Source organism: Corynebacterium sp. 13CS0277 (genome assembly GCF_002994655.1).
In the GTDB taxonomy this organism is placed as follows: Bacteria; Actinomycetota; Actinomycetes; order Mycobacteriales; family Mycobacteriaceae; genus Corynebacterium.
Genome location: NZ_PPDL01000001.1, coordinates 51,085 through 70,827, shown reverse-complemented (window position 1 = coordinate 70,827; position 19,743 = coordinate 51,085). Strand labels below are relative to the sequence as shown.

The window sequence follows — 19,743 nt, the reverse complement described above, 5'->3', positions numbered from 1 at the left end:
CACTGTGTGCGAGCTGAAAGGAGGGCGGCGCGCCGGCGGTCGGTATCAGGCCCCAGGATGGAACACGGGGGCGGGTTAGTCGGTGAGCTCCGGGTGGAGCACCGACAGCACCATCGCCTCTGCGGCGATGAGGTCGCCGGTGACGAGGTCCGGCACCAGCTCAGCGAGCTTCGCCCACCCCTGGGTGGCGGCCGCCAGCACCTTCGACTTCCCCATGATGCCGTGGGCATGCATGCGGGCGGACAGGGCGAACACGATGGAGATCACCGGGGCGAGCGCCCAGCGGGCGTCCGGGGAATCCGTATCGACCCCGTCGAGCTTGTCAAAGCGGATGCGCGCCACGGAGAACAGGTGGCGGTTCGCGCCACGCATCGCGCGCAGCAGGCTCACGGCCGACTGGATGAGTTCACTATCGCCCAGCAGCGCGGAGACCGCCTCCCGCTGGTTGAAGGCCTCGAATACCGCCAGCAGGCGGGCGGAGTCGTCCATGATGGGGCCGGGCACGATGTGCGACTGGCTGAAGAACATCTCCAGCACCGCGGCCTGCTGCTCCGGGGGCATTTTCGCGATCGCGACAGTGGAGGCGTCGATGCAGGCGCTTTCCAGGGTGGCGTCGCGGCCCGTGCGAATGGTCTCCACGAGACGATCGCCGGCCACTGCGGCGACCTGCGCGAGAGCAGCACGCACCTGCTTCGGGTCCAGCGCCCACGGCTCGGCTGCCGCCTCGGCTGCATCCCCGTCTTCCACGCCGAGGGCGGCGGCCACCGCATCGGCGACAGCATCCTCCTCGGTGCTCGGGGCGGCATCCTCCGCAGCCGGTGCCGGCGGGGTGACCAGGGCCGGCAGGTCGGCGAGCTGCTCCAGGGCCGCGATCCAGGCGGTGCGGTGCATGGACTCCCCCGCCCCGTCACCCGCGGCGCGGGCAAAGTCGGCGGTGACCAGGCCGGTGCGGATGAGCTGGCCGGGCTGCTGGTCGGCGGGAACCTCACTGGCGGACAGGCCCGTGAGTGCACCCCGCGGATTCGCGGCCAGCGCCCCGATCGCCAGGGTGGCGGTCTGGCCGGCGGCCTCGTGCCCGGTGACGAAGTCCCACAGCAGCGGCCACAGGGCCTTATCGTCCGGCACGGTGTCCGTCAGTCCCGCGAAAAACTCCGCCAAGTGACTCTTCGCCGGGTCGGCGTCACCGTAGAACCCATCCTGGGCCACGAGGAAACTACCGGGACCGGGCACCAGCGGCGCACGCATGGAACTGAACGGGTCCGCCGTGTGCAGCTGGACACTGATGTCGCCGGCGCCGCGGAGGTTCTCCGGCAGGTCGATAACGCCGCCCACCACCGGCACCCGCACGCCGGGAGCCCAGGGTGCGGTCAACGGCCACAGCCACGCCCCCAGGGCACGGTCCTCAGCGACATCCTCCAGCAGGATCTGAGTGCCATCCGCGCTGAGTGCGGCACCCGTGGCGGCGGGCACGTTGGTGATCGTCGCCAGGTTCACCGACACACGCTTATCGGCGCGCGTATCGGTCCACTCCACGTCCAGCCGGCCGGACACCATCGACCCCATCGCCTGTGCGAGGGAGGCGAAGGGGGCGACCATCGTCACCGGATCTTCGGCGGTCATCTTCACGGTGCGCAGCGGGGTGCCGTGATGGTTGCGCACGCTGATCTGCGCCTGCTTCAGGGCACCCGGCTTGCCGACGACGCGCACGCGCACCATACCCTCCGGGTCGAAGGAGCGGGTGGAGGTCACCATGCGGGTGGTGCGCCAACGAGTCGGCTGCCCCAGCAGCGGAATGTCGAAGCGCAGCCGCGGCGGCTTGAACCAGATCGGCATCTGGTCGCCTTCTTCGGTGGCGACGGTAAATTCCGCGCCCGGGGCGTCGCCCACCACGACCACGTTTTTCGGGGTGACATGGAAGGGCTTGTCCCCGGAGCGCACTTTAAGCACCGCCTCCGACAGCCCACCTTGGGCGGGGATGCGGAAGCTGGTGGACAGCCCGGCCGTCTCGTAGGAGGCGTCGAGGCCTTCGACGATGGCGTACTCGTGGCGGAAGGATTCGTTGCGGGGGCCGCGCAGGCGCACAAGGTATTCGCCCACCCAGGGCGCGTCGTAGAGCCCCGGGTCGAAGATGTCGAACACACCACCCTCCGCGGGCACGAGCAGCGGCTCCGCGGGCGCGACCTCCTCGCCGGAGTTTCCGGCACCGGCGAAGGAGGAGATGGTGAGGAACCAGGTTTCCTCCTCCCCGGTCACCGTCGGGGGGAACTCCGCAATGAGCGACGCGGAGTGCAACGGCAGGCGGGTGACCGACCGCAGCCCATCGATCGGGGAGCCCGGGTCGACGAAGCGCACCCGGCGGCGGGCGTCAACGCTGCGCACCGGGTTCGCCAGGCTCGGCTTACCCTGCGGCGGCACCACCTGGAGGCTCACGGCCTCCTCGCAGTCGACGGTGAGAGCCTCCCAGCCATCCCAGCCGCCGACGGCGGCACGTTCAAAGGTGTCGAGCTCGGTGCCGTGGACAACGTCCCACACAGTCGAGCCCGCGGGTGCGACGACCCGCACGCGGCCGTGGTGCAGGGAACGCTTGTCGCTCAAGTTCTGGCCCTTGACGCTGAAGATCATGGCCGGGTCGTCGTGGTCGGCGACGACCGGCACGACCCATTGGCTGCCGGTGTCAGCGTCGACGACGGTGACTTCGCGGACCTGGCGGGCAATCGGCACGTCAATGGCCTGGCTGAGCAGGTTGACCTCGCCCCAGGGCTTGCCGGTGCGGTACACGGTCGTGGTGCCGTCGACACGCACCCGCCAGGAGCGCTGCTCTGCGGCGCTGCGCAGCGGCAGTTCCGGCAGGCGCAGGCACACCTTGGAGCGCACCTCGTCGAAGATGATGCGGGGTGCGATTTCGCGGGTGGCGGTGCCCACGGCGAAACGGCGTCCGGGGGTGCCGGCGGGGCGTTCCTTCAGCTCGGCGGCGGCCGCGTAGGCCACCGTCGGCGGCAGGGCCGCCATCGCATCGTCCGCACCGCGCAGCGGCTCGTCCGGGTGCGCCAGCGAGAAGCCGTACACCTCCGCCAGCGGCAGCAGCAGGCCGCGCATGCGCTCCGGGTTGGCGGCCGCACACGCCACTGCCACCGTCAGGGGGCGCGCCAGCCGCTCCTCGTGGTCCTCCCCAAACACCCCAGCAGCATCCCCGCCGAGCAGCACCTCCAAGGCCTTCTCGGCGCGGTCATCAGCGGTGTGCTCCCCCGGGGTGAGCAGGTCGAACAGTTCCACCACGTCCGGCACATCGCAGTCGATGAGGCCCGCGTGCTCCCCCAGCAGGGCGACCTGCCAGGGCAGCACCTCCGGGTCCGGCTCCGGCGCGAATTCCGCCACGAGGCCAGCCGACGCCAACAGCTCTGGCGCGAGCTCCACGACCTGCTGCTCCGCCTCCGCCCCCGCGGCCTCGGCAGACACGCCCAGGCCCGCGAGCACTTCCGCGCCGAACTGGTGGGGGTCCACCAGACGGCCCGCACGGTAGGTCAGCACCGCGGAAAACAGTGCCGGCACCAGCCGCAGCAGCGCGCTGAAGTCGCCGCCGGCGGCCAACTGGCGGGAGACAAAAATCCCGAGGAAGCGTTCGTAGAGCTCACAGGTGTCGTTCGCGAGTCGGGCGTCAGACACATAGGACACCCCGGCGAAGGTCTGCTGGAGTGCGATTTCCGTGTTGGACGCCCACCCGAGCAGTGAGTCCGTCGGGTCAGCGATGGGCGAAGTGTCGCCAGGGTTCACAGGTTCAAGCTCCCTTGATGTGTGCCGTCTGCGCGCCGCGCCGCGAAACAACGGGGCCGCACGCGAGGAATGAAAATTGAGGTGAGATGCGAGGAAAAAAGGGGTGGTGGTCGGGGGTGTGAGAAGAAGAATCGTAGCAGTTGTCCCGCCCCACACACCACCACCGACAATCACTACCAGCGGCGCATTCGTGCAGCGTGTGCGCCGCGCCGCAGGTGCCGCCCGCGGTGCGGTGCGGGACAGGGATCACACGTCCCCGTCGCCTGCAGCGGGGGCGTTGGTGTCGGAGGCGATGACGGGATTCATGCGCTGCGAGATCACCCGGGTCACGCCGTCGCCGCGCATGGTGACGCCGTAGAGCACGTTGGCGACATCCATCGTGGGTTTTTGGTGCGTGATGACGATGAGCTGGCTGGAGGCCCGCAGTTCCTCGAAGAGGTTGATCAGGCGCCGCAGGTTGACGTCGTCGAGGGCGGCTTCGACCTCGTCCATGACGTAGAAGGGGCTGGGCCGGGCTTTGAAGATCGCCACCAGTAGCGCGAGCGCCGTCAGCGACTTCTCCCCGCCGGACAGCAGCGACAGGCGGGTGACACGCTTGCCCGGTGGGCGGGCATGCACCTCAATGCCGGTGGTGAGCATGTCGTCTGGGTCGGTGAGCTCGAGGCGGCCTTCGCCCCCGGGGAACAGGGTGGCAAACACCTGCGGGAAGGCGCGCTCCACGTCGACCCAGGCGTCGGTGAACAGCTGCAGGATTTTCGCGTCAACGTCGACGATGACCTGCTGCAGATCCCGCCGCGCCTGCTCGACGTCCGCGAGCTGGGTGGCGAGGAAGTCGTAGCGCTCCTGCAGCGCCTTGTACTCCTCCAGCGCCAGGGGGTTGACCTTGCCGAGGGCAGCCAGGTCTTTTTCGGCCTTCTTCGCCGCCGCCTGGGTGGCGGCCCGGTCGAAAGTGTCGTCCGGGGCGTGCTCGGCGACGATCGTGTCGACGGGCAGGCCGAGCTGTTCGGCGACGGTCGTCTCCGCCTGCTCGAGGCGCACCTCCGCCTGCGACAGTGCGATCTCGGCCTCGTGGGTGGCCTGGGCGAGCCGGTTGGCTTCCTGGGTGGCGCTGCTGGCCTGGTCTTTGGCCCGCGCCAGCTCCGTGGCGAGTTCGCGGCGCTGCTCGTCGATGTCATCGCGGCGCTGCTGCGCCTGGGCGACGGCGATGGCGGCGCGGGCACCGATGTCTTCGCAGAGGTCGGCGACGACCCGCGCCAGGCGGGCTGCGGCGGCGCGGCGGGCGACCTGTTCGCGGTGCCGGGCGGCGGCCTGCGCTTCGTGCTGCGCCTGCCGTCCGAGGCCCGCGGCATGCTGGCGGGCGTGCTCCGCACGGTCCTCGGCGGTGCGGACCGCGAGCCGGGCCTCGACCTCCATGGCTTTCAGCTGCGCCAGGGTGTCGTGGGCGGCGTCTCGCTCGGCGGTGGTCGGCTCATCGGGCTCGTCCGTGTCCTCCACGCGGGCCAGCCGGTCGCGGGTGGCGTGCAGCTGCTGTTCCGCTGCGGCGAGCGCCTCGGTGGCCTGGGCGAGTTTGTCTTCCGCCCGGGCGCGCTGGCGCTGCGCGAGCTCGAGCTCGCTGCGGATGCGCTTGTCTTCGGCGACGGCCGCCGACTGGGCGAGGTCGTGCTCGTGGAGCTGTGCTTGTGCTGCCGCGAGGCGTACCTGCACGTCCTCGGCGGCGCTCGTCGCACCGGCAAGCGTACCGGCATGGTCCCGCAGGCTGCGGGAGACGACCTCAAGTTCGGCGCGGGCGGCGTGAATGCTGCCGGCCACGTCAACAGGAGTCGGCGCGGACTGGCCGACGGTGGCCCAGCCGGCGCCCACCACTGTGCCCGTGCGGGTGACTGCGCGCAGGCGTTCGTCGGCGGCGACGGCGGCGCGCGCGGCGGCGGGAGTGTCGGCGAGCACCACGTCCGCCAGCAGGCGGGCCACCGGCCGGGCGCCGGCGGTGACGGTGACGTGCTCGTGGAGCCACTGGCAGCCCGCCGGCAGCGTGGCGTCGATGTTCCACGTCGCGACCTGGTCAGTAGTGCCCGCATCGCCGTCGATGAGCACGGTGCGTTCCATCTCCGTGTGCTCGAGTTCGTCGACGAGCTCCTCGCCCAGCGGGCCGACGAGGCCCGTGGCTGCCGCGCCCAGGGCGGCGGCCACCGCGGGGGCGATGTCCGGGTCGAATTCCAGCGCCTCACTCAACGCCCGGAAACCCTCGCCAAGCACTTCCTGCGCGTCAGTTTTCGGCATCTGGGCCTGCAGGGTGTCTATGCGGGATTCCAGGCGGGAGACTGTGCGTTCGGCCTCACGTTCCAGGCTGCGGATGTCCTCCAGGCGGGCCTGCGCGGCCCGCACCTCCGACTGGCGGGCCTCGACCGCGTCCTGCAGGGGTGCGCGGGCTTCCGCGGCGCGGGCAACGGCGGCCTCGGCGGCACCAAGGCTGTCGCTGAGGGCGGCGACCCGGCTGACGATGTCGGCGACCTCCTGCTCCACCTGGGTGCGCTGCTGGGTGGCCTGCTGCACGCGGGCGGTGAGGGATTCTTCCTCGGCAACGAGGCGGACGACGCCTTCACGGCGGTCGGCGATCGCCCGGAGTTGGGCGAGGTGTTCCCTGTCGGCGGCGTCCGCGGCGTCCTGGGCGACCTCGACTTCGTCCTGGATGGCTTCCAGGCGGGAGGCCGCGACCTCCACCTCAGCGCTCGCGTGCTCGGCCTCGGCGGCGGCGCGTTCCGCGCGCGCTTTCAACGCCTCGGGGTCCGGCCCGTGGTAGGCGTCGGACTCCTGGTGGTGGGTGGCGCGCTCGGCGGCCACCCGGCCGGTGGCGGCCACCCGCTCCGCCAGGGCGGAGGCGTGGAAGAAGGCCTGCTGGGCGCGCTCCGCCTCCGGGTGCAGGGCCTGGGCTTCCGCGTCGAGTGCGTCGCGGGCATCGACGAGTTCCTGGGCACGCACCTGGGCGGTCTCCGCGCGGGCGGCGGTGTCTTCGTGGGTGCGGGCGGCGGTGGCGTGAGCGGCGCGCAGCCGCACCACCTTATCCGCCCCGAGCGCCAGGCGGGCGGCGCGCAGCTCCGCCTGCACGGTGGCGGCCTTGCTGGCGGCTTCTGCCTGCCGGGCCAGCGGCTTGAGCTGCTTGCCCAACTCGTCGGTGAGGTCCTGCAGGCGATCCAGGTTGGTCTGCATGCCGGCGAGTTTGCGCTGCGCTTTTTCTTTCCGCCGCCGGTGCTTGAGCACCCCGGCTGCTTCCTCGATGAAGGCGCGGCGGTCCTCCGGCCTGGCCTCCAGGATGGATGCGAGCCGCCCCTGGCCGACGATGACGTGCATTTCACGGCCGATGCCCGAGTCGCTGAGCAACTCCTGGATGTCCATGAGGCGGGCTTTCGCCCCGTTGATTTCGTACTCGCTGGCCCCATCGCGGAACATGCGCCGCGTGACGGAGACTTCCGTGTAATCGATCGGCAACGCCCCATCGGTGTTGTCGATCGTGAGGGTGACTTCCGCCCGCCCCAGCGGTTTGCGATCGCCGGCACCGGCGAAGATGACGTCTTCCATCTTGCCGCCGCGGAGCGTTTTCGCCCCCTGCTCCCCCATGACCCACGCCAACGCATCGACGACGTTGGATTTGCCCGACCCGTTGGGCCCCACCACGGCACAGATTCCAGGCTCGAATTTCAGGGTCGTTGCCGACGCGAAGGACTTGAAGCCTTTGAGGGTCAGCGATTTCAGATGCACGGGCGATAAGTCTAGTAGATGGCCCGACGACCACCGCCCGCACGCGGCACCCGGCTTAGCGCATGTCGAAGCCCTGCACGCCCCGCGGAGCACCCCATTGCTCCACGACGGTGCGCACGGTACCCGGGCGCCCGCAGCGGCTGGGCTGTTCCTGCAGGCGGCCGAGCATTTCCCGCACCGCGAAATCCCCACCCTCGACGACGACACACACCCGCCTGTCGGGCAGGTTCGTCGCGGAACCCGCAAGCCCCAACTCCAGCGCCTGGGAGCGGGTCCACCAGCGGAACCCCACCCCTTGGACCTGGCCGTGGACGAAGGCCGTCATCCGCCGCGGGGTATCCGGGTGCACAGAGTCGTGGGTGCCGTTCGGGCTCATGGTGCTCCTTGAAAGACAAAGACGGGTGGCTGTGGTGTCGTTGTCATTCTACGGGCCACTCCCCCGTGGCGGCGGCCGCAGGCGGATCCCGGGACCGCCCGTACAGACACCACCGCCCCGGCGGCGCGGGCGCACTTCAGGGTGCGTGTGCCGTCGGGGCGGGATGGAGGCCACGGGGTGCACACCCGGGTATCCCCGGATGGCCCGCGCGAGGAAGGACACCTAGGACGCGGTGGTGTCCTTGGTGCGGTCGGCCAGGAACTCGGCGCGGGCCTGGGCCAGCACCGGCTCGTATTCGGGCGTGGTGTGGGTCAGCGGGTCGGAGCCATCCCAGCACTCCATGCCGTCCCAGCCGCGCAGGCCGGGGACGTCCTCGCGGCGGAAGATGGGGTTGAGGCCCGCGACGCGCTGCACGGTGAAGTTCTTCAGCACCGCAACCGCCACGCCACACAGGGGCACGATGGCCAGCAGGTTGACGAAGACCATGAGCGCACTGAACACGTCGGCCAGGGACCACACGAGCGGCACGGTGCCCAGGGCGCCGCCGAAGACGCAGAGGACGACGAGGGCACGCACACCCCACAGCACCGTCTTGCTGCCGGTGAGGAACTCGATATTGGCTTCGCCGTAGTAGTAGTTGCCGATGATGGAGGAGAACGCCAGGAACAGGATCACCATCGTGAGGAAGTGGATACCCCACGTGCCCACAGAGTCGGCCAGCGCGTTCTGGGTGACGGCGATGCCGTCGGAGTCGGTGACCGACGGATCGGCCAGCAGGATGATGAAGGAGGTGATCGAGCAGACGACGATGGTGTCGAAGTACACGCCGAGCGTCTGGATGAGGCCCTGCTTGGCGGGGTGCGACACGGAGGCGGTGGCGGCCGCGTTCGGCACGGAGCCCATGCCGGCCTCGTTGGAGAACAGCCCGCGCTTCACGCCGGTCATGATGACATACCCGAGTGTGGCGCCACCGAACTGGCGGATGCCGAAGGCGTTTTCCACAATGTGGGCGATCATGGAGGGCACCTCAGTGATGTTGAGGGCCACCACGATGAGACCGACGATGATGTACAGCACCGCCATGACGGGGACGATGATCTGGGTGACGGAGGCGATGCGCTGCACACCGCCGAAGATGACCGCCGCAGTCAGGGCGGCGATCACGCCGCCGACGACGAGGTGCACGGTGTGCGGGTCGAGGGAGTCGAAGGAGGTCGCCACGGAGCCGGCGATGGAGTTCGACTGCACCGCATTAAACACGAAGCCGTAGGTGATGGTGATGAGCACGGCGAAGATCGTTGCCAGCCACTTCCACCCCAACGCCTTGGTGATGTAGTAGGCGGGGCCGCCCCGGTAGGAGTCGGTATCGCGCACCTTGTACACCTGCGCCAGGGTGGACTCCACGAAGGAGGTGGCACCGCCGATGGTGGCGAGCGCCCACATCCAGAACACGGCACCTGGGCCGCCGGCGGTGACCGCGATGGCCACGCCGGCGACGTTGCCGGTGCCGACGCGGCTGGCGGCGGAGATGGTGAAGGCCTTGAAGGCCGAAATGCCGTCCTTGCCCGATTCGGCCTGGGAGGGCTTTTCCGTGATGGCGCTGAACATCGCGGGAATGTAGCGCAGCTGCACCACGATGGTGCGGACGCAGAAGTACAGGCCCGCCGCGACGAGCACGTAGGCCAGCACCCGCCACAGGCCGTTGGAGGTGCTATCCACCAAATTTTGCAAGGTTTCCATGCCGGTTACTTTAAGGGAAACCGGGGGTGTGTCGTGAATACTGCCCAGCAGCATCACTTGTGCTGGTTCACACCGCGATGCCAGGATTTTCACAGCATAGGGGCCCGCCGACCGCTCTCACAGAGCACATCTGCAGGTGATTCATCTCTCAGGCGCCCGGGCGATCGCCGCGGCGGGACACCGGGGATGCCTACCGCGCCCGCTGGCAGGTGGGGCAGAACGTCGCGGAGCGGCCCCGGAACATGATTTTGCGCAGCGGGGTGCCGCAGCGCCCACAGGGAGTATCGGCCTGCCCGTAGGCGTTGAGCGAGCGATCGAAGTATCCGGACTGGCCGTTGACGTTGACGTAGAGGTCATCGAAGCTGGTGCCGCCCTGGGCGATCGCGTCGCGCAGTACCTCCTGCCCGGCAGTGAGGAGTTCCTCCAGCGCCCCGAGGGAGAGCCGGGTGGGATTTTGTTTCGGGTTGATCCGCGCCCGCCACAGCATCTCATCGGCGTAGATGTTGCCAATACCGCTGACGATCGTCTGGTCGAGCAGCTGCACTTTCACCGGCACCCGCTTCGCTTTCATCTTCCGCGCGAGGGCCGCGACGTCGGTGGCGTCCTCAAGGAGATCGGGGGCGATGTGGCTGAGGCTCGCCGGGATGCCGCCGTCAAGGTCATCGGTGCGCCAGTAGCCGAAGGTGCGCTGGTCGACGAACCACAAGGCGTTGCCGTCGCTGAGTTGGGCGCGCGCCCGCAGGTGCTTGTGATTCGGGTCGGAGACTCCTGCGCGGGAGTCTTTGATGAGCATCTGCCCACTCATGCCCAGGTGCACCACGAGGCACAGGGCGCCGTCCGTGACGCCGTCGTTGAAGGTGAACCACACAAACTTGCCGCGCCGCTGCACTCCGGTGACTTTCTGCCCCTCGAGCAGGCCGGCGAGCTCCGCGCGGCCGCCCTCGGTGTGGCGAGCGGTGCGATCGTGGTGGACGGTGACGAAGTCGAAGGTTCGCCCCACGACATGCTCGGCGAGTCCTCGGCGGACGGTTTCAACTTCGGGCAATTCAGGCACGCGGAAGCTCCTTAGCAACACTGTCGTCCACCCCATCCCGCAGCGCAGCGGAGGAATGGGGTGGGCACACAAACACACAATCTCAAAGAAGGCAACAGGCAGCACGATACCTCCCACAGATCCGCACCACCTCGCGGTGGGCAATCAGAGGGGGCTGTGGCCACAACAAACCCCAGGGCACCGCGGTCGACGGGGTGCCCTGGGGCGGAGCCGAAGGCGCCCGCTTAACGCAGCTGCGGCGGGCAGCTGTCGCTGGCGAGCGCCGACCAGGCCTTGTGGGCGGCTTCCTGCTCCGCGCGCTTCTTGTTGGGCCCCTGGCCGACACCCAGCTCGACGTCGTCGACGGTGACGGTGGCGGTAAACCAGCGGTCATGGTCGGGACCGGTGAAGGTGGAGGTGTAGACCGGCATCGCGAGCTTGCGTTCCGCGAGCCGCTCCTGCAGGGAGGTTTTCCAGTCCTGGGTGAAGCTGGAGGCGGAGGCGTTGGAGATCTTCTCGGCGAAGAGCCTCAGGATGACTTCCCGCGCGGTTTCGAACCCGTACTGGGAGTAGATCGCACCGAACAGGGCCTCGGTGGTGTCCGCGAGGATGGAGTCTTTACTCTGCCCGTCGGATTGGCGCTCCCCCTTGCCCAGCAGGATGTGGGGGCCGAGCCCGAGTTCGCGGGCGATGTCGGCGAGCCCGTAGCGGGAGACCATGCCGGCACGCATCTTGGAGATTGCGGACTCGTCGCGGTCGGGGTGCAGGTCGAACAGGCGGGAGGCAATCGACAGGCCGAGCACCGCGTCGCCGAGGAATTCCAGGCGTTCGTTGTTCGGCAGCATGCCGTTTTCGTTGGCGAAGCTGCGGTGGGTGAGCGCCAGGCGCAAAAGGTCGTCGCGGATGTCGACCCCCAGGGCGTCGAGCAGCGGCTGGTGGTCGGTCGCCCGGTAGGCGCGGTCGAGTTTGTCGTTCGCGCTCAGCTTCTTCTTGTCGCTCACTTGAACTTCTCCAGACCTGCCCAACGGGGGTCGATCAGATTCTTTTCGTCTTTGCCGGATTCCCCGTCCGGGGCGGGCACGTCGTCGGTGTCGCACTCGCGGCCGTAGTCGGCGCACACGGGGCTGAACGGCCAGGTGAGGCCTGCTTCGTCGATGAGCGCCTGGGTGAGGTCGACGACGGTGCCTTCGAAGACCTCCACACCTTCGTCCGCGTCCTCATCCTCGGCCTCCTCCCCCTGCACGAGGTTCGGGTCGGCGGTGTAGACGCGGTTAATCTCGACGCTGTCGTCGTGGGTGAAGGTTGCCAGGCAGCGCGCGCACTGCACGGTCTGCGGGCCACTGACGGTGGCGAAGGCGTTGACGGTTTCCCCACCGAGCGGGGTGAAGTGCGCGGTGACGTCCAAGGGGGCACCTTCCTCGAAGGCGACCATGTTCAGCCCGATGCGGGCGGGTGCGGGGCCGGAGGAGTCAAGCGTGGCGGAGTTCGCCCCGCGCAGGATGTCGGTGACGTCGAAGTTCAAAGGTGAAGTCATGGCGGGGTTTAGCCTACCTCCCCCACGCGCCCTGCGGCTAGCGCTGAAAGCCGCGCGCGCCCCGCTGTCCGCGTGCGCCACCATCACCCCTGCCACGCTGCGGTGGCACACCCCCACAACGACCACGCCCCGCCGCGGGTGGTCGCGTGCACGGCCGCGCACACGCACCCACGGCGGGCCGCCAGTCGCTTAGCCCTCGTAGTCGATGTCGTAGGTGTCGTCCTCGACCGGCTGCTGGTAGGACGCCCCACCGGCGACGCCGGCGCCACGGCGCAGGGCGCTGCGGTCGCGTTCGATGCGGCGGAGCGTCTCGGACAGGGTAACTTCGAGCTCCTCGAGCTTGCCGTCGACGAAGTCGTCGCAGTCGCGGCGCAGCGCAAAGCTTTCGGAGTGCGCGCGGTCGACGATGCGGCTGGCTTCTTCCTCGGCGCGGCGCACGACCTCCGCGTCGGAGACCATGAAGGCCTGCTGGTCGCTGGCCTCCTGCAGGATGCGGTCGTATTCACTCTTGGCGTTTTCGAGGAGTTTGTCGCGCTTAAACGTGGCGTCCGCCAGCAGCCCGTCGGCGTCGCGGCGGGCATCTTCAAGGGTGCGGGCGGCGCGCTCGGAGGCGTCGGCCAGGTCGCGTTCTGCTTTACGTTTCGCGCTCTCGCGGGCGGCATCTGCCTCGGCTTTGGCGTCGGCAACGATGGCGTTGGCTTCGGCGTCGGCGTCGGCGACGATCTGGTCGGCGTCGGCGTTGGCCTGGTCGATGATCTGCTGCTCGCGCGCGAGCACCTCGGAGGCGGCCTCCATCTCATCGGGGAGATCGCTGCGGATTTCCTCCAGCAGGTTCAGCACGGCGACGCGGGGCACCATGCAGTTCTGGGAGAGCGGCACCTGGTGCGCGGTCTCGACCAGATCGATGAGGTCGGTGAGGTTCTTCAGCGCGGTAAACATGCCCGCATCGTACCGCCCGTGACAGGTGTGACTGGTGATAACACGCAGGACACGCCGAGCAGGGGCGCAGGATTTTTCTCCCCCACCCACCATCGATACGCCACAACCTCCCCGCCCAGCACCTCCACCCCGATCCACCGCCCGCACAATCGGCACCCTCCACCACCCCACAGCGACTCACAGCACCACTGTTGCCCCACTGGCCGACGTGCGCCCCAAGCACCGTCTCTGCGCGACGTGAGGCACGCGGCACAGAGACGACTGCGCCCGCCTCCTCTGAACTGGTGGGGTGGCGGGCGCACGGTCACACGCGCTGCCCGGAGTACTCGGGCGCGGCGTGGGGGTGTCGAGTTAGATGATGCCCTGGGCAATCATCGCGTCGGCGACCTTTTTGAAGCCGGCGATGTTAGCGCCGACGACGTAGTCACCTTCGTGGCCGTATTCCTTGGCGGTCTCGGCACAGTTGTTGAAGATGTTGGTCATGATGTCGTGGAGGCGCTGGTCGGTCTCCTCGAAGGTCCAGGAGGTGCGGCAGGCGTTCTGCTGCATCTCCAGCTGGGAGGTGGCCACGCCACCGGCGTTGGCAGCCTTACCGGGGCCGAAGTGGATGCCGCGCTCGCGGTAGACCTCGATGGCGTCGGCGGTCGAGGGCATGTTGGCACCCTCGGCGACAAACCGGCAGCCGTTGTCGGCCAGCTTCTTGGCGTGCTCGCCGTTGAGCTCGTTCTGGGTAGCGCAGGGCAGCGCGATGTCGCAGGCCAGGTCCCAGATGGAGCCGTCGGTGTGGTACTCAGCGCCCTCGACCTCGTCGGCGTAGACGGAGACGCGCTCGCGGCGAACTTCCTTGAGCTCCTTGAGCTTCTCGACGTCGACACCGCCCGGGGTGTGGACCCAGCCGCTGGAGTCGGAGAAAGCGATGACGGTCGCGCCGAGCTCCTGCGCCTTCTCGATGGCGTAGATGGCGACGTTGCCGGAACCGGAGACGATAACCTTCGCGCCGGAGAAGGACGCGCCGTGGGCAGCCAGCATCTCCTTGGTGAAGTAGACCAGGCCGTAGCCGGTGGCCTCGGTGCGGACCAGGGAGCCGCCCCAGGTCAGGCCCTTGCCGGTGAGGACGCCGGAGTCGTGGGCGTTGCGCATGCGGCGGTACTGGCCGAAGAGGTAGCCGATCTCGCGGCCACCGACGCCGATGTCACCGGCGGGGACGTCGACGTTCTCGCCGATGTGGCGGCTGAGCTCCGTCATGAAGGACTGGCAGAAGCGCATGATCTCCGCGTCGGACTTGCCCTTGGGGTCGAAGTCGGAGCCGCCCTTGCCGCCGCCAATGGGCAGGCCGGTCAGGGAGTTCTTAAAGATCTGCTCAAAGCCGAGGAACTTGATGATGCCCAAGTTCACCGAGGGGTGGAAGCGCAGGCCGCCCTTGTAGGGGCCGATGGCGGAGTTGAACTGGACGCGGAAACCGCGGTTGATCTGGACGTTGCCCTCGTCGTCAACCCACGGGACGCGGAACATGATCTGGCGCTCCGGCTCGCAGAGGCGCTCAATGAGGCCGTTCTCGGCGTAGTGGGGGTCCTTCTCGAGGACGATGCGCAGGGAGTCGAGAACCTCGGCGACAGCCTGGTGGAACTCGGGCTCGCCAGCGTTGCGCTTGAGGAGCTTGTCGTAGATTGCGGAGACCTGCTGTTCAACGGTCATGTGCCTACTCCTTGGGAAGTATCGGTGAGTGTTCTGCGCCTGCGGCGGCGGCCGGGCTCAACTCTGCCGGCGGGTGCCGGTGGTCTGGGGGCCGCACCTGGTGCCTGGCGGGGCAGTGCACGTCGGTGTGTCGAAATACCATTCTGCCGTTCGATAGAAATTGGCGCAAGTTGCTCAGCCCAGCCGATAGCGCACAGCCTCCACCGGAGTCGGCAGCACGCCCAGTTTCCGCAGGTTATCCACCACCGAGATCAACGGAATCACATGGCCCGGCACCACGGGGCTGCACCCCAGCTGCCCCGCCGCAGCCAACTGCCGCACTCGCGCCACCGCAGGGTCCTCCCCCACACGTTCTTGGTGCCCCACGGGATGATCCACGACCTGCCGCAGCAGCGTGCGCACGATCGTCCGCGTCGCCGGGTTGTAGGGCAGGTACATGTGACCGCCAAAGTCCAGGTCACACACATCCTGCAGCCACAGGTGGGTCCCCGGGTGCGCCAGCAGTGGCTGGTTGGTGCGCTCCGGCATCATCTCGTCGAAGCGGGTGCCCACCGTAAACGCCCGGGTGCCGGGCTGCAGGTCATGCTCGTCCGCCAATCCCGTCAGCAGCGGGCTGCCCGCCACCAGTTCCCGCAGCGCCGGCGAGGCCACCTCATCGGCAACCACCTGCGGCAGCACATCTAGCAGCCCCGCCGCACCGTAGAAGGTGCCACCCCGCGACGGGGCCGCCAGCCCGATGTAGGCGGCAACCTCCCCGGGGCGGGCAAACCTGTCCATCCACACCCGCGCCAGAGTCGCCCCTTGACTAAACCCGACGAGCGCCACCTGCTGCCCGCCGCTGGTGGCCTGCGCGGCACGCACGGTCTCCTCCACCTGTCCGGCACTGAGTTCCATCGACTGCCAGCCGAACCCATCCTTCGGCTCCGGCCCCTGCCCGTAGTCGACGCCAAACACGCACCAGCCCTCATCCACGAGCGCCGGCGCCAGAGCGGAGTAGTCCTGGTAGAACGACGCGGCCGTGCCGTGCAGCATGACCACCGGCCAGGGGTGGGCGGCATCCACCCGGCAGGCGGGATCGTTCGTGCCGCGGGGTTTCAGCGGCTGCTGCCTGCTGGTGAAGGTGATCCACTTGGCCTCCGCCAGGTGGGCGGCAGCCGGGCCCTCCACCCCGGTGGTCTCCACCGCGGGCACCTGGGCTTCCGGAGCCGCGGGTGCGGCAACGGCTGCTGCTGTGCCCGGCGCGCCGACGGCGCACAGCACAGCGGCGGCCAGGAGACACACCACCCGGCGGGTGTGGTGCCGCAGCTGTCGGGGCGCGGGTGTCCGCGGGGCTGTTGTCGCTGTCGTCATCTGTGGTCCTCCCGGGGTTGATCCTCACCTCGTTCATCGGTACCGGGGCTGCTGGCGCTACGCCGAGCGCGGGGTGTGCCCCGCCGGTGATCCGATGTCCGCCCCGCAGTGCCTGGCACCCCATGCAGTCATCCTGTGTGTGGGTGTGACGCGGCAATCATGGCGGTGGTGTGCGGGGGTCGCGGTGTCCGTGGGGTCATTGTTCCACCGCTTCGTCTGCGGGTGTGTGCTCATTACCTTCCGCGGCGCGCGCTGTCAGGCCCCGGCGGTGGTGTGTCGGGCGGCCACTGGGGTGCACCGCTGCCGCACCGACACCCCAGTGGTGGGGCGGGTGCGCCAGGTAGGGTGAGATGCGCACTGCCCCAATGCCCAACGGAAAGACTGTGTCTCACGCTATGACCTCCCCCAGCTTGCCCATCATGTTTGCCCTCGAGTCGTGTGGCGCACGGACAACCCCGGAGCTTCTGGCCGCCGTGGATGCCACGATGGCCGCCTATCCGGACGTTGACTACGGTGCCTGCTCGTACCGGCTGTTGGACAACATGCTGGGGGAGACGATCACCTGCCCGACGGTGACGGCCGATGGGCGCCTGACGGAGGCGTCGTATCTGCTGGCGTCGTTCGGCCCGGAGGAGTCCGCTGACGGACAGGTGGCGGGCACCGCCACCGAGTTGCAGGCGGTTATTGATTGCGCGCCGCTGACCGAACAGGCCGATGGCGACACCTACGGGGTGGGTGTGCTCATCGCGGATGCGTTGAGCCGGGGCGCGACGACGATCGCGTTGCTCACCGAGGGGGTGCGCACCCACGATGGTGGCACTGGCATCCTCGTGGCCTTGGGCGCGCAGTTCTACACCGCGGACGGGCATGTGGTGCCCCGGGGGCGGGTGGATCAGGTCGCCAGCATTGATGCCGCCCAGTTCAACATGCAGGCGCTGGGCGCGCACTTCCTGGTGCTCGGGGGCGAGGATAGCCTGCTGCCCGCCGAGCAATCGCTGCACCGCCTCGCAGACGTCCTCGGGGTGGATCCCGCGCAGCCGGGCATGGGGGCGGGCGGCGGCCTGCCCTTGGCGACGGCGTGGATGCGCCCGGATGCCACCCACACGATTGCCCCGCAGGCGCTGTATGTCGCGAATCTGGCCGGGCACCTCCACCCGGATGTGGTGGCGGTCGTCGTCACCGACGAGATGACTGCCGAGTCGGTGCAGAATCCCGCCACCGCCATTGGTGCGTTGACGGCCGCCCAGGTGCCGATGATTGTGGTGGCGCGTAGTGTGCCGGCTGCCTTCGGCAAGACGGGCATCATCCCGAACATGCCGGTGCCGACGCTGGTGGTCGAGGACGACACCATCGAGGCCCTCGAGGACGGCCTGGGGCAGGCGGTTAAGTACTTCCTCAGCGCGCACGCCGCCACCGAGGAGGCGCTGACGGGGCTGGCTGCTGAGGATGCCGGCAGCGCTGCGGTCGCGGACGAGGACGAGAACTCCTAACACCCCGCTTCCCCTGGGCCCCTCCCCCGCCCACGCCCACTCCCCCGCCCACGCCTTCAAGGTGGCGGCAGGAGTGGGCGAAACCCCCGTGGCGGGGGGACGGACAGCTAGGGGTGGACCTGCACCATCCAGGGGTAGGTGTCAGCCACCTCGAAGAGCTCATCATTTTCCCGCAGCGCGGCCTCGGCAGGCAGCGTGGCCGGCGGGGTCAGCAGTCGGGCGAACCACATGGCGAGCTCGTTGATGCTGCCGGTGTAGTCATGGGGCGTGACCTCAATGTCGACGACCTCCGCGTCCTCCATGTCCATCTCGTCGTGCTGCATCCGGTAGGTTTCCCGCAGCTGCGCGTCCACGGGACCGCCTGCGGCCGGGGAGTCCACCATGGTGATGCCAGCACTGCTGAAGGTGCCACGGGCAGCCATGGCGTCCGCGAGGTTGGTGAATTGGTCGAGCAGTCCCGCACGTTCAGCGGTGGGGACCAGGGCGGTGAAACGAAGAACAGCCATGGGCACGAGCCTAGCCGAGGGCAGCCTCACCGCGCCCGGCGCTGGGGTGCCTGCGGTGGCGCAGTGCCACCGGTGGGGCCGTGGGCAGGGGTTAGACTGACAGACATTATGACGTCTTCGCTTCACGCTCGGCGCAGCCCCATGCAGATCATGGCGGATGGCACCATCAAACAGGTCAATCCTTTCTCCGGCACCGAAGTGTGGACGGTGCCCGGCCGCGGCAACCGCCCCCTGGCGTCCACCCTGCCGGACCCCTACCCCCTGCCCGCGGATGCGAACGCGGACACGTGCGCCTTCTGCACGGATCGCCTGCTGGAAACCCCGCCGGAGAAAGCCCGGCTGGTCGCCACCGGCAGCGGCGGCTACGACATCCTCACCCATGTGCTCCCCGAGGAGCTGCACGACTCGCAAGCCCTGTTCCGCCGGGTGCCGAACCTGTTTGAGATCGTCTCCTACGAGTACTGGGAGAAAAACTACGGCCGCACGCTCACCCCCGCCCAGCAGGAGTGGATGGACACCTACCTCGCCGCCCCCGGCGGGTGGGCGCATGTGCGCTCCATCGTGGAGACGAAACTGCGGGCCGCGGGCCGCACGGATGCTGAGATCGCCGCACTGGGCCGCGAGGACATTGTGCGGGCGGCGCTGCCGTTCTTCGGCGGCGGGCACGACATCATCATTGGCCGCCGCCACTTTGTGGATGGTGCCACCACGTCCTCCGAACTCGCCTCCTCCGGCACCCTCAGCGTGGACGAGCACCGGGAGTTCATCCGCTTTACCATCGCCGCCGCGGAAGACTTGTACGCCTCCAACCGTTACGCCCCGTATGTGGCGATCTTCCAGAACTGGCTCAAGCCCGCCGGCGCCAGCTTCGACCACCTGCACAAGCAGCTCGTCGCCATCGATGAGCGGGGTGGTACCGCGGAGGAAGAAATCGCCCGCCTGCGCGCCAACCCCAACATGTACAACGAGTGGGCTGTCGACTACGCCGGCTACCACAACCTCATCATCGCCGAGAACGCCCACGCGATCGTCTTCGCCGGGTTCGGGCACCGCTACCCCGCACTCGAAGTGTTCTCCAAGTCCGCCACCCCGGAACCGTGGAAGCAAACGCCGGAAGAAGTCGCCGCCATGAGTGACCTCATTCACGCCTGCCACGCCGCCGCCGGCCCGCACGTGCCCTGCAACGAGGAATGGCACCACAAGCCCATCGACCTGGATCTACCGATGCCGTGGCGGGTCGTCATCAAGTGGCGAGTCTCCACCCTGGCGGGCTTCGAGGGCGGCACGAAGGTGTATCTCAACACCATCTCCCCGCAGGACGCCCGCGACCGGATGGTGTCCGCCATGTACCGGCTGCGCGACGAAGGCACGATTGCCCCGGATATTCGGATCGCCACCGAGTGCTCCATGGAGCGCAACTGCCTCAAGTACAACCCGCTGCTGCAGCACTAGCCGCCCGCATACTTCTCAGCCACAGCACTGACCCGCACCCGCGTCGCATGCGCCGGTGCGGGCGCACCGGCAGCACTTCTTCGCTATCTTCTGTGTCATCGCCG

At 68.7% G+C, this 19,743-nt stretch carries 13 protein-coding genes; 2 read left to right on the top strand and 11 right to left on the bottom strand.

Annotated elements, in window-relative coordinates; genetic code table 11:
- Window positions 1–75 precede the first annotated feature (75 nt).
- From C1Y63_RS13205 to C1Y63_RS00245, 10 genes are all read right to left on the bottom strand, one after another.
- The gene (locus C1Y63_RS13205) at window positions 76–3,771 is read right to left on the bottom strand and encodes a hypothetical protein (protein ID WP_106014464.1); all 3,696 of its coding nucleotides are present in this window, start codon (window positions 3,769–3,771) and stop codon (window positions 76–78) included.
- Between the two features lie 246 nt (window positions 3,772–4,017).
- Window positions 4,018–7,524 (bottom strand): chromosome segregation protein SMC, encoded by a 3,507-nt coding sequence (gene smc / locus C1Y63_RS00285; protein WP_106014463.1) that lies wholly within the window; start codon window positions 7,522–7,524, stop codon window positions 4,018–4,020.
- A gap of 55 nt (window positions 7,525–7,579) precedes the next feature.
- The gene (locus tag C1Y63_RS00280) at window positions 7,580–7,900 is read right to left on the bottom strand and encodes an acylphosphatase (RefSeq protein ID WP_106014462.1); all 321 of its coding nucleotides are present in this window, start codon (window positions 7,898–7,900) and stop codon (window positions 7,580–7,582) included.
- 222 nt (window positions 7,901–8,122) lie between these two features.
- Complete coding sequence (locus C1Y63_RS00275; RefSeq protein ID WP_106014461.1) at window positions 8,123–9,640, bottom strand: sodium:alanine symporter family protein; 1,518 nt, start codon at window positions 9,638–9,640, stop codon at window positions 8,123–8,125.
- A gap of 190 nt (window positions 9,641–9,830) precedes the next feature.
- Window positions 9,831–10,694, bottom strand: a complete 864-nt coding sequence (gene mutM / locus C1Y63_RS00270) for a bifunctional DNA-formamidopyrimidine glycosylase/DNA-(apurinic or apyrimidinic site) lyase (RefSeq protein WP_106014460.1) — start codon at window positions 10,692–10,694, stop codon at window positions 9,831–9,833.
- A 224-nt stretch (window positions 10,695–10,918) separates the two neighbouring features.
- A complete protein-coding gene (rnc, locus tag C1Y63_RS00265) occupies window positions 10,919–11,674 on the bottom strand; it encodes a ribonuclease III (RefSeq protein WP_106014459.1) in 756 nt (251 codons plus the stop codon).
- Window positions 11,671–12,207: a DUF177 domain-containing protein gene (locus C1Y63_RS00260; protein WP_158256042.1), complete on the bottom strand. Its 537-nt coding sequence runs from the start codon at window positions 12,205–12,207 to the stop codon at window positions 11,671–11,673. The genes rnc and C1Y63_RS00260 overlap by 4 nt, the downstream gene beginning before the upstream one ends.
- 189 nt (window positions 12,208–12,396) lie before the next feature.
- Complete coding sequence (locus C1Y63_RS00255) at window positions 12,397–13,146, bottom strand: DivIVA domain-containing protein (RefSeq protein ID WP_106014457.1); 750 nt, start codon at window positions 13,144–13,146, stop codon at window positions 12,397–12,399.
- A gap of 351 nt (window positions 13,147–13,497) precedes the next feature.
- On the bottom strand, window positions 13,498–14,841 hold the full coding sequence (gdhA, locus tag C1Y63_RS00250) for an NADP-specific glutamate dehydrogenase (protein WP_106014456.1): 1,344 nt from the start codon (window positions 14,839–14,841) through the stop codon (window positions 13,498–13,500).
- A 174-nt stretch (window positions 14,842–15,015) separates the two neighbouring features.
- The gene (locus C1Y63_RS00245; protein ID WP_106014455.1) at window positions 15,016–16,191 is read right to left on the bottom strand and encodes a triacylglycerol lipase; all 1,176 of its coding nucleotides are present in this window, start codon (window positions 16,189–16,191) and stop codon (window positions 15,016–15,018) included.
- 395 nt (window positions 16,192–16,586) lie between these two features.
- Between C1Y63_RS00245 and C1Y63_RS00240 the strand changes: the two genes are divergently transcribed.
- Window positions 16,587–17,681, top strand: a complete 1,095-nt coding sequence (locus C1Y63_RS00240; RefSeq protein WP_158256041.1) for a glycerate kinase — start codon at window positions 16,587–16,589, stop codon at window positions 17,679–17,681.
- A gap of 107 nt (window positions 17,682–17,788) precedes the next feature.
- On the opposite strand, the gene C1Y63_RS00235 is transcribed toward C1Y63_RS00240, so the two are convergent.
- Window positions 17,789–18,187 (bottom strand): hypothetical protein, encoded by a 399-nt coding sequence (locus C1Y63_RS00235; protein ID WP_106014453.1) that lies wholly within the window; start codon window positions 18,185–18,187, stop codon window positions 17,789–17,791.
- A gap of 108 nt (window positions 18,188–18,295) precedes the next feature.
- On the opposite strand from C1Y63_RS00235, the gene C1Y63_RS00230 reads away from it, so the two are divergent.
- Window positions 18,296–19,639, top strand: coding sequence for a DUF4921 family protein (locus C1Y63_RS00230; RefSeq protein WP_106014452.1), 1,344 nt, complete (start codon window positions 18,296–18,298; stop codon window positions 19,637–19,639).
- Window positions 19,640–19,743: the final 104 nt, after the last annotated feature.

Excerpts from the sequence above, each read along its gene's own strand:
- C1Y63_RS00245 (WP_106014455.1), bottom strand. The coding sequence starts at position 16,191 with ATGACGACAGCGACAACAGCCCCGCGGACACCCGCGCCCCGACAGCTG.
- C1Y63_RS00260 (WP_158256042.1), bottom strand. The coding sequence starts at position 12,207 with ATGACTTCACCTTTGAACTTCGACGTCACCGACATCCTGCGCGGGGCG.
- gdhA (WP_106014456.1), bottom strand. The coding sequence starts at position 14,841 with ATGACCGTTGAACAGCAGGTCTCCGCAATCTACGACAAGCTCCTCAAG.
- C1Y63_RS00280 (WP_106014462.1), bottom strand. The coding sequence starts at position 7,900 with ATGAGCCCGAACGGCACCCACGACTCTGTGCACCCGGATACCCCGCGG.
- C1Y63_RS00275 (WP_106014461.1), bottom strand. The coding sequence starts at position 9,640 with ATGGAAACCTTGCAAAATTTGGTGGATAGCACCTCCAACGGCCTGTGG.
- C1Y63_RS00230 (WP_106014452.1), top strand. The coding sequence starts at position 18,296 with ATGACGTCTTCGCTTCACGCTCGGCGCAGCCCCATGCAGATCATGGCG.
- C1Y63_RS00235 (WP_106014453.1), bottom strand. The coding sequence starts at position 18,187 with ATGGCTGTTCTTCGTTTCACCGCCCTGGTCCCCACCGCTGAACGTGCG.
- C1Y63_RS00255 (WP_106014457.1), bottom strand. The coding sequence starts at position 13,146 with ATGTTTACCGCGCTGAAGAACCTCACCGACCTCATCGATCTGGTCGAG.
- C1Y63_RS00240 (WP_158256041.1), top strand. The coding sequence starts at position 16,587 with ATGACCTCCCCCAGCTTGCCCATCATGTTTGCCCTCGAGTCGTGTGGC.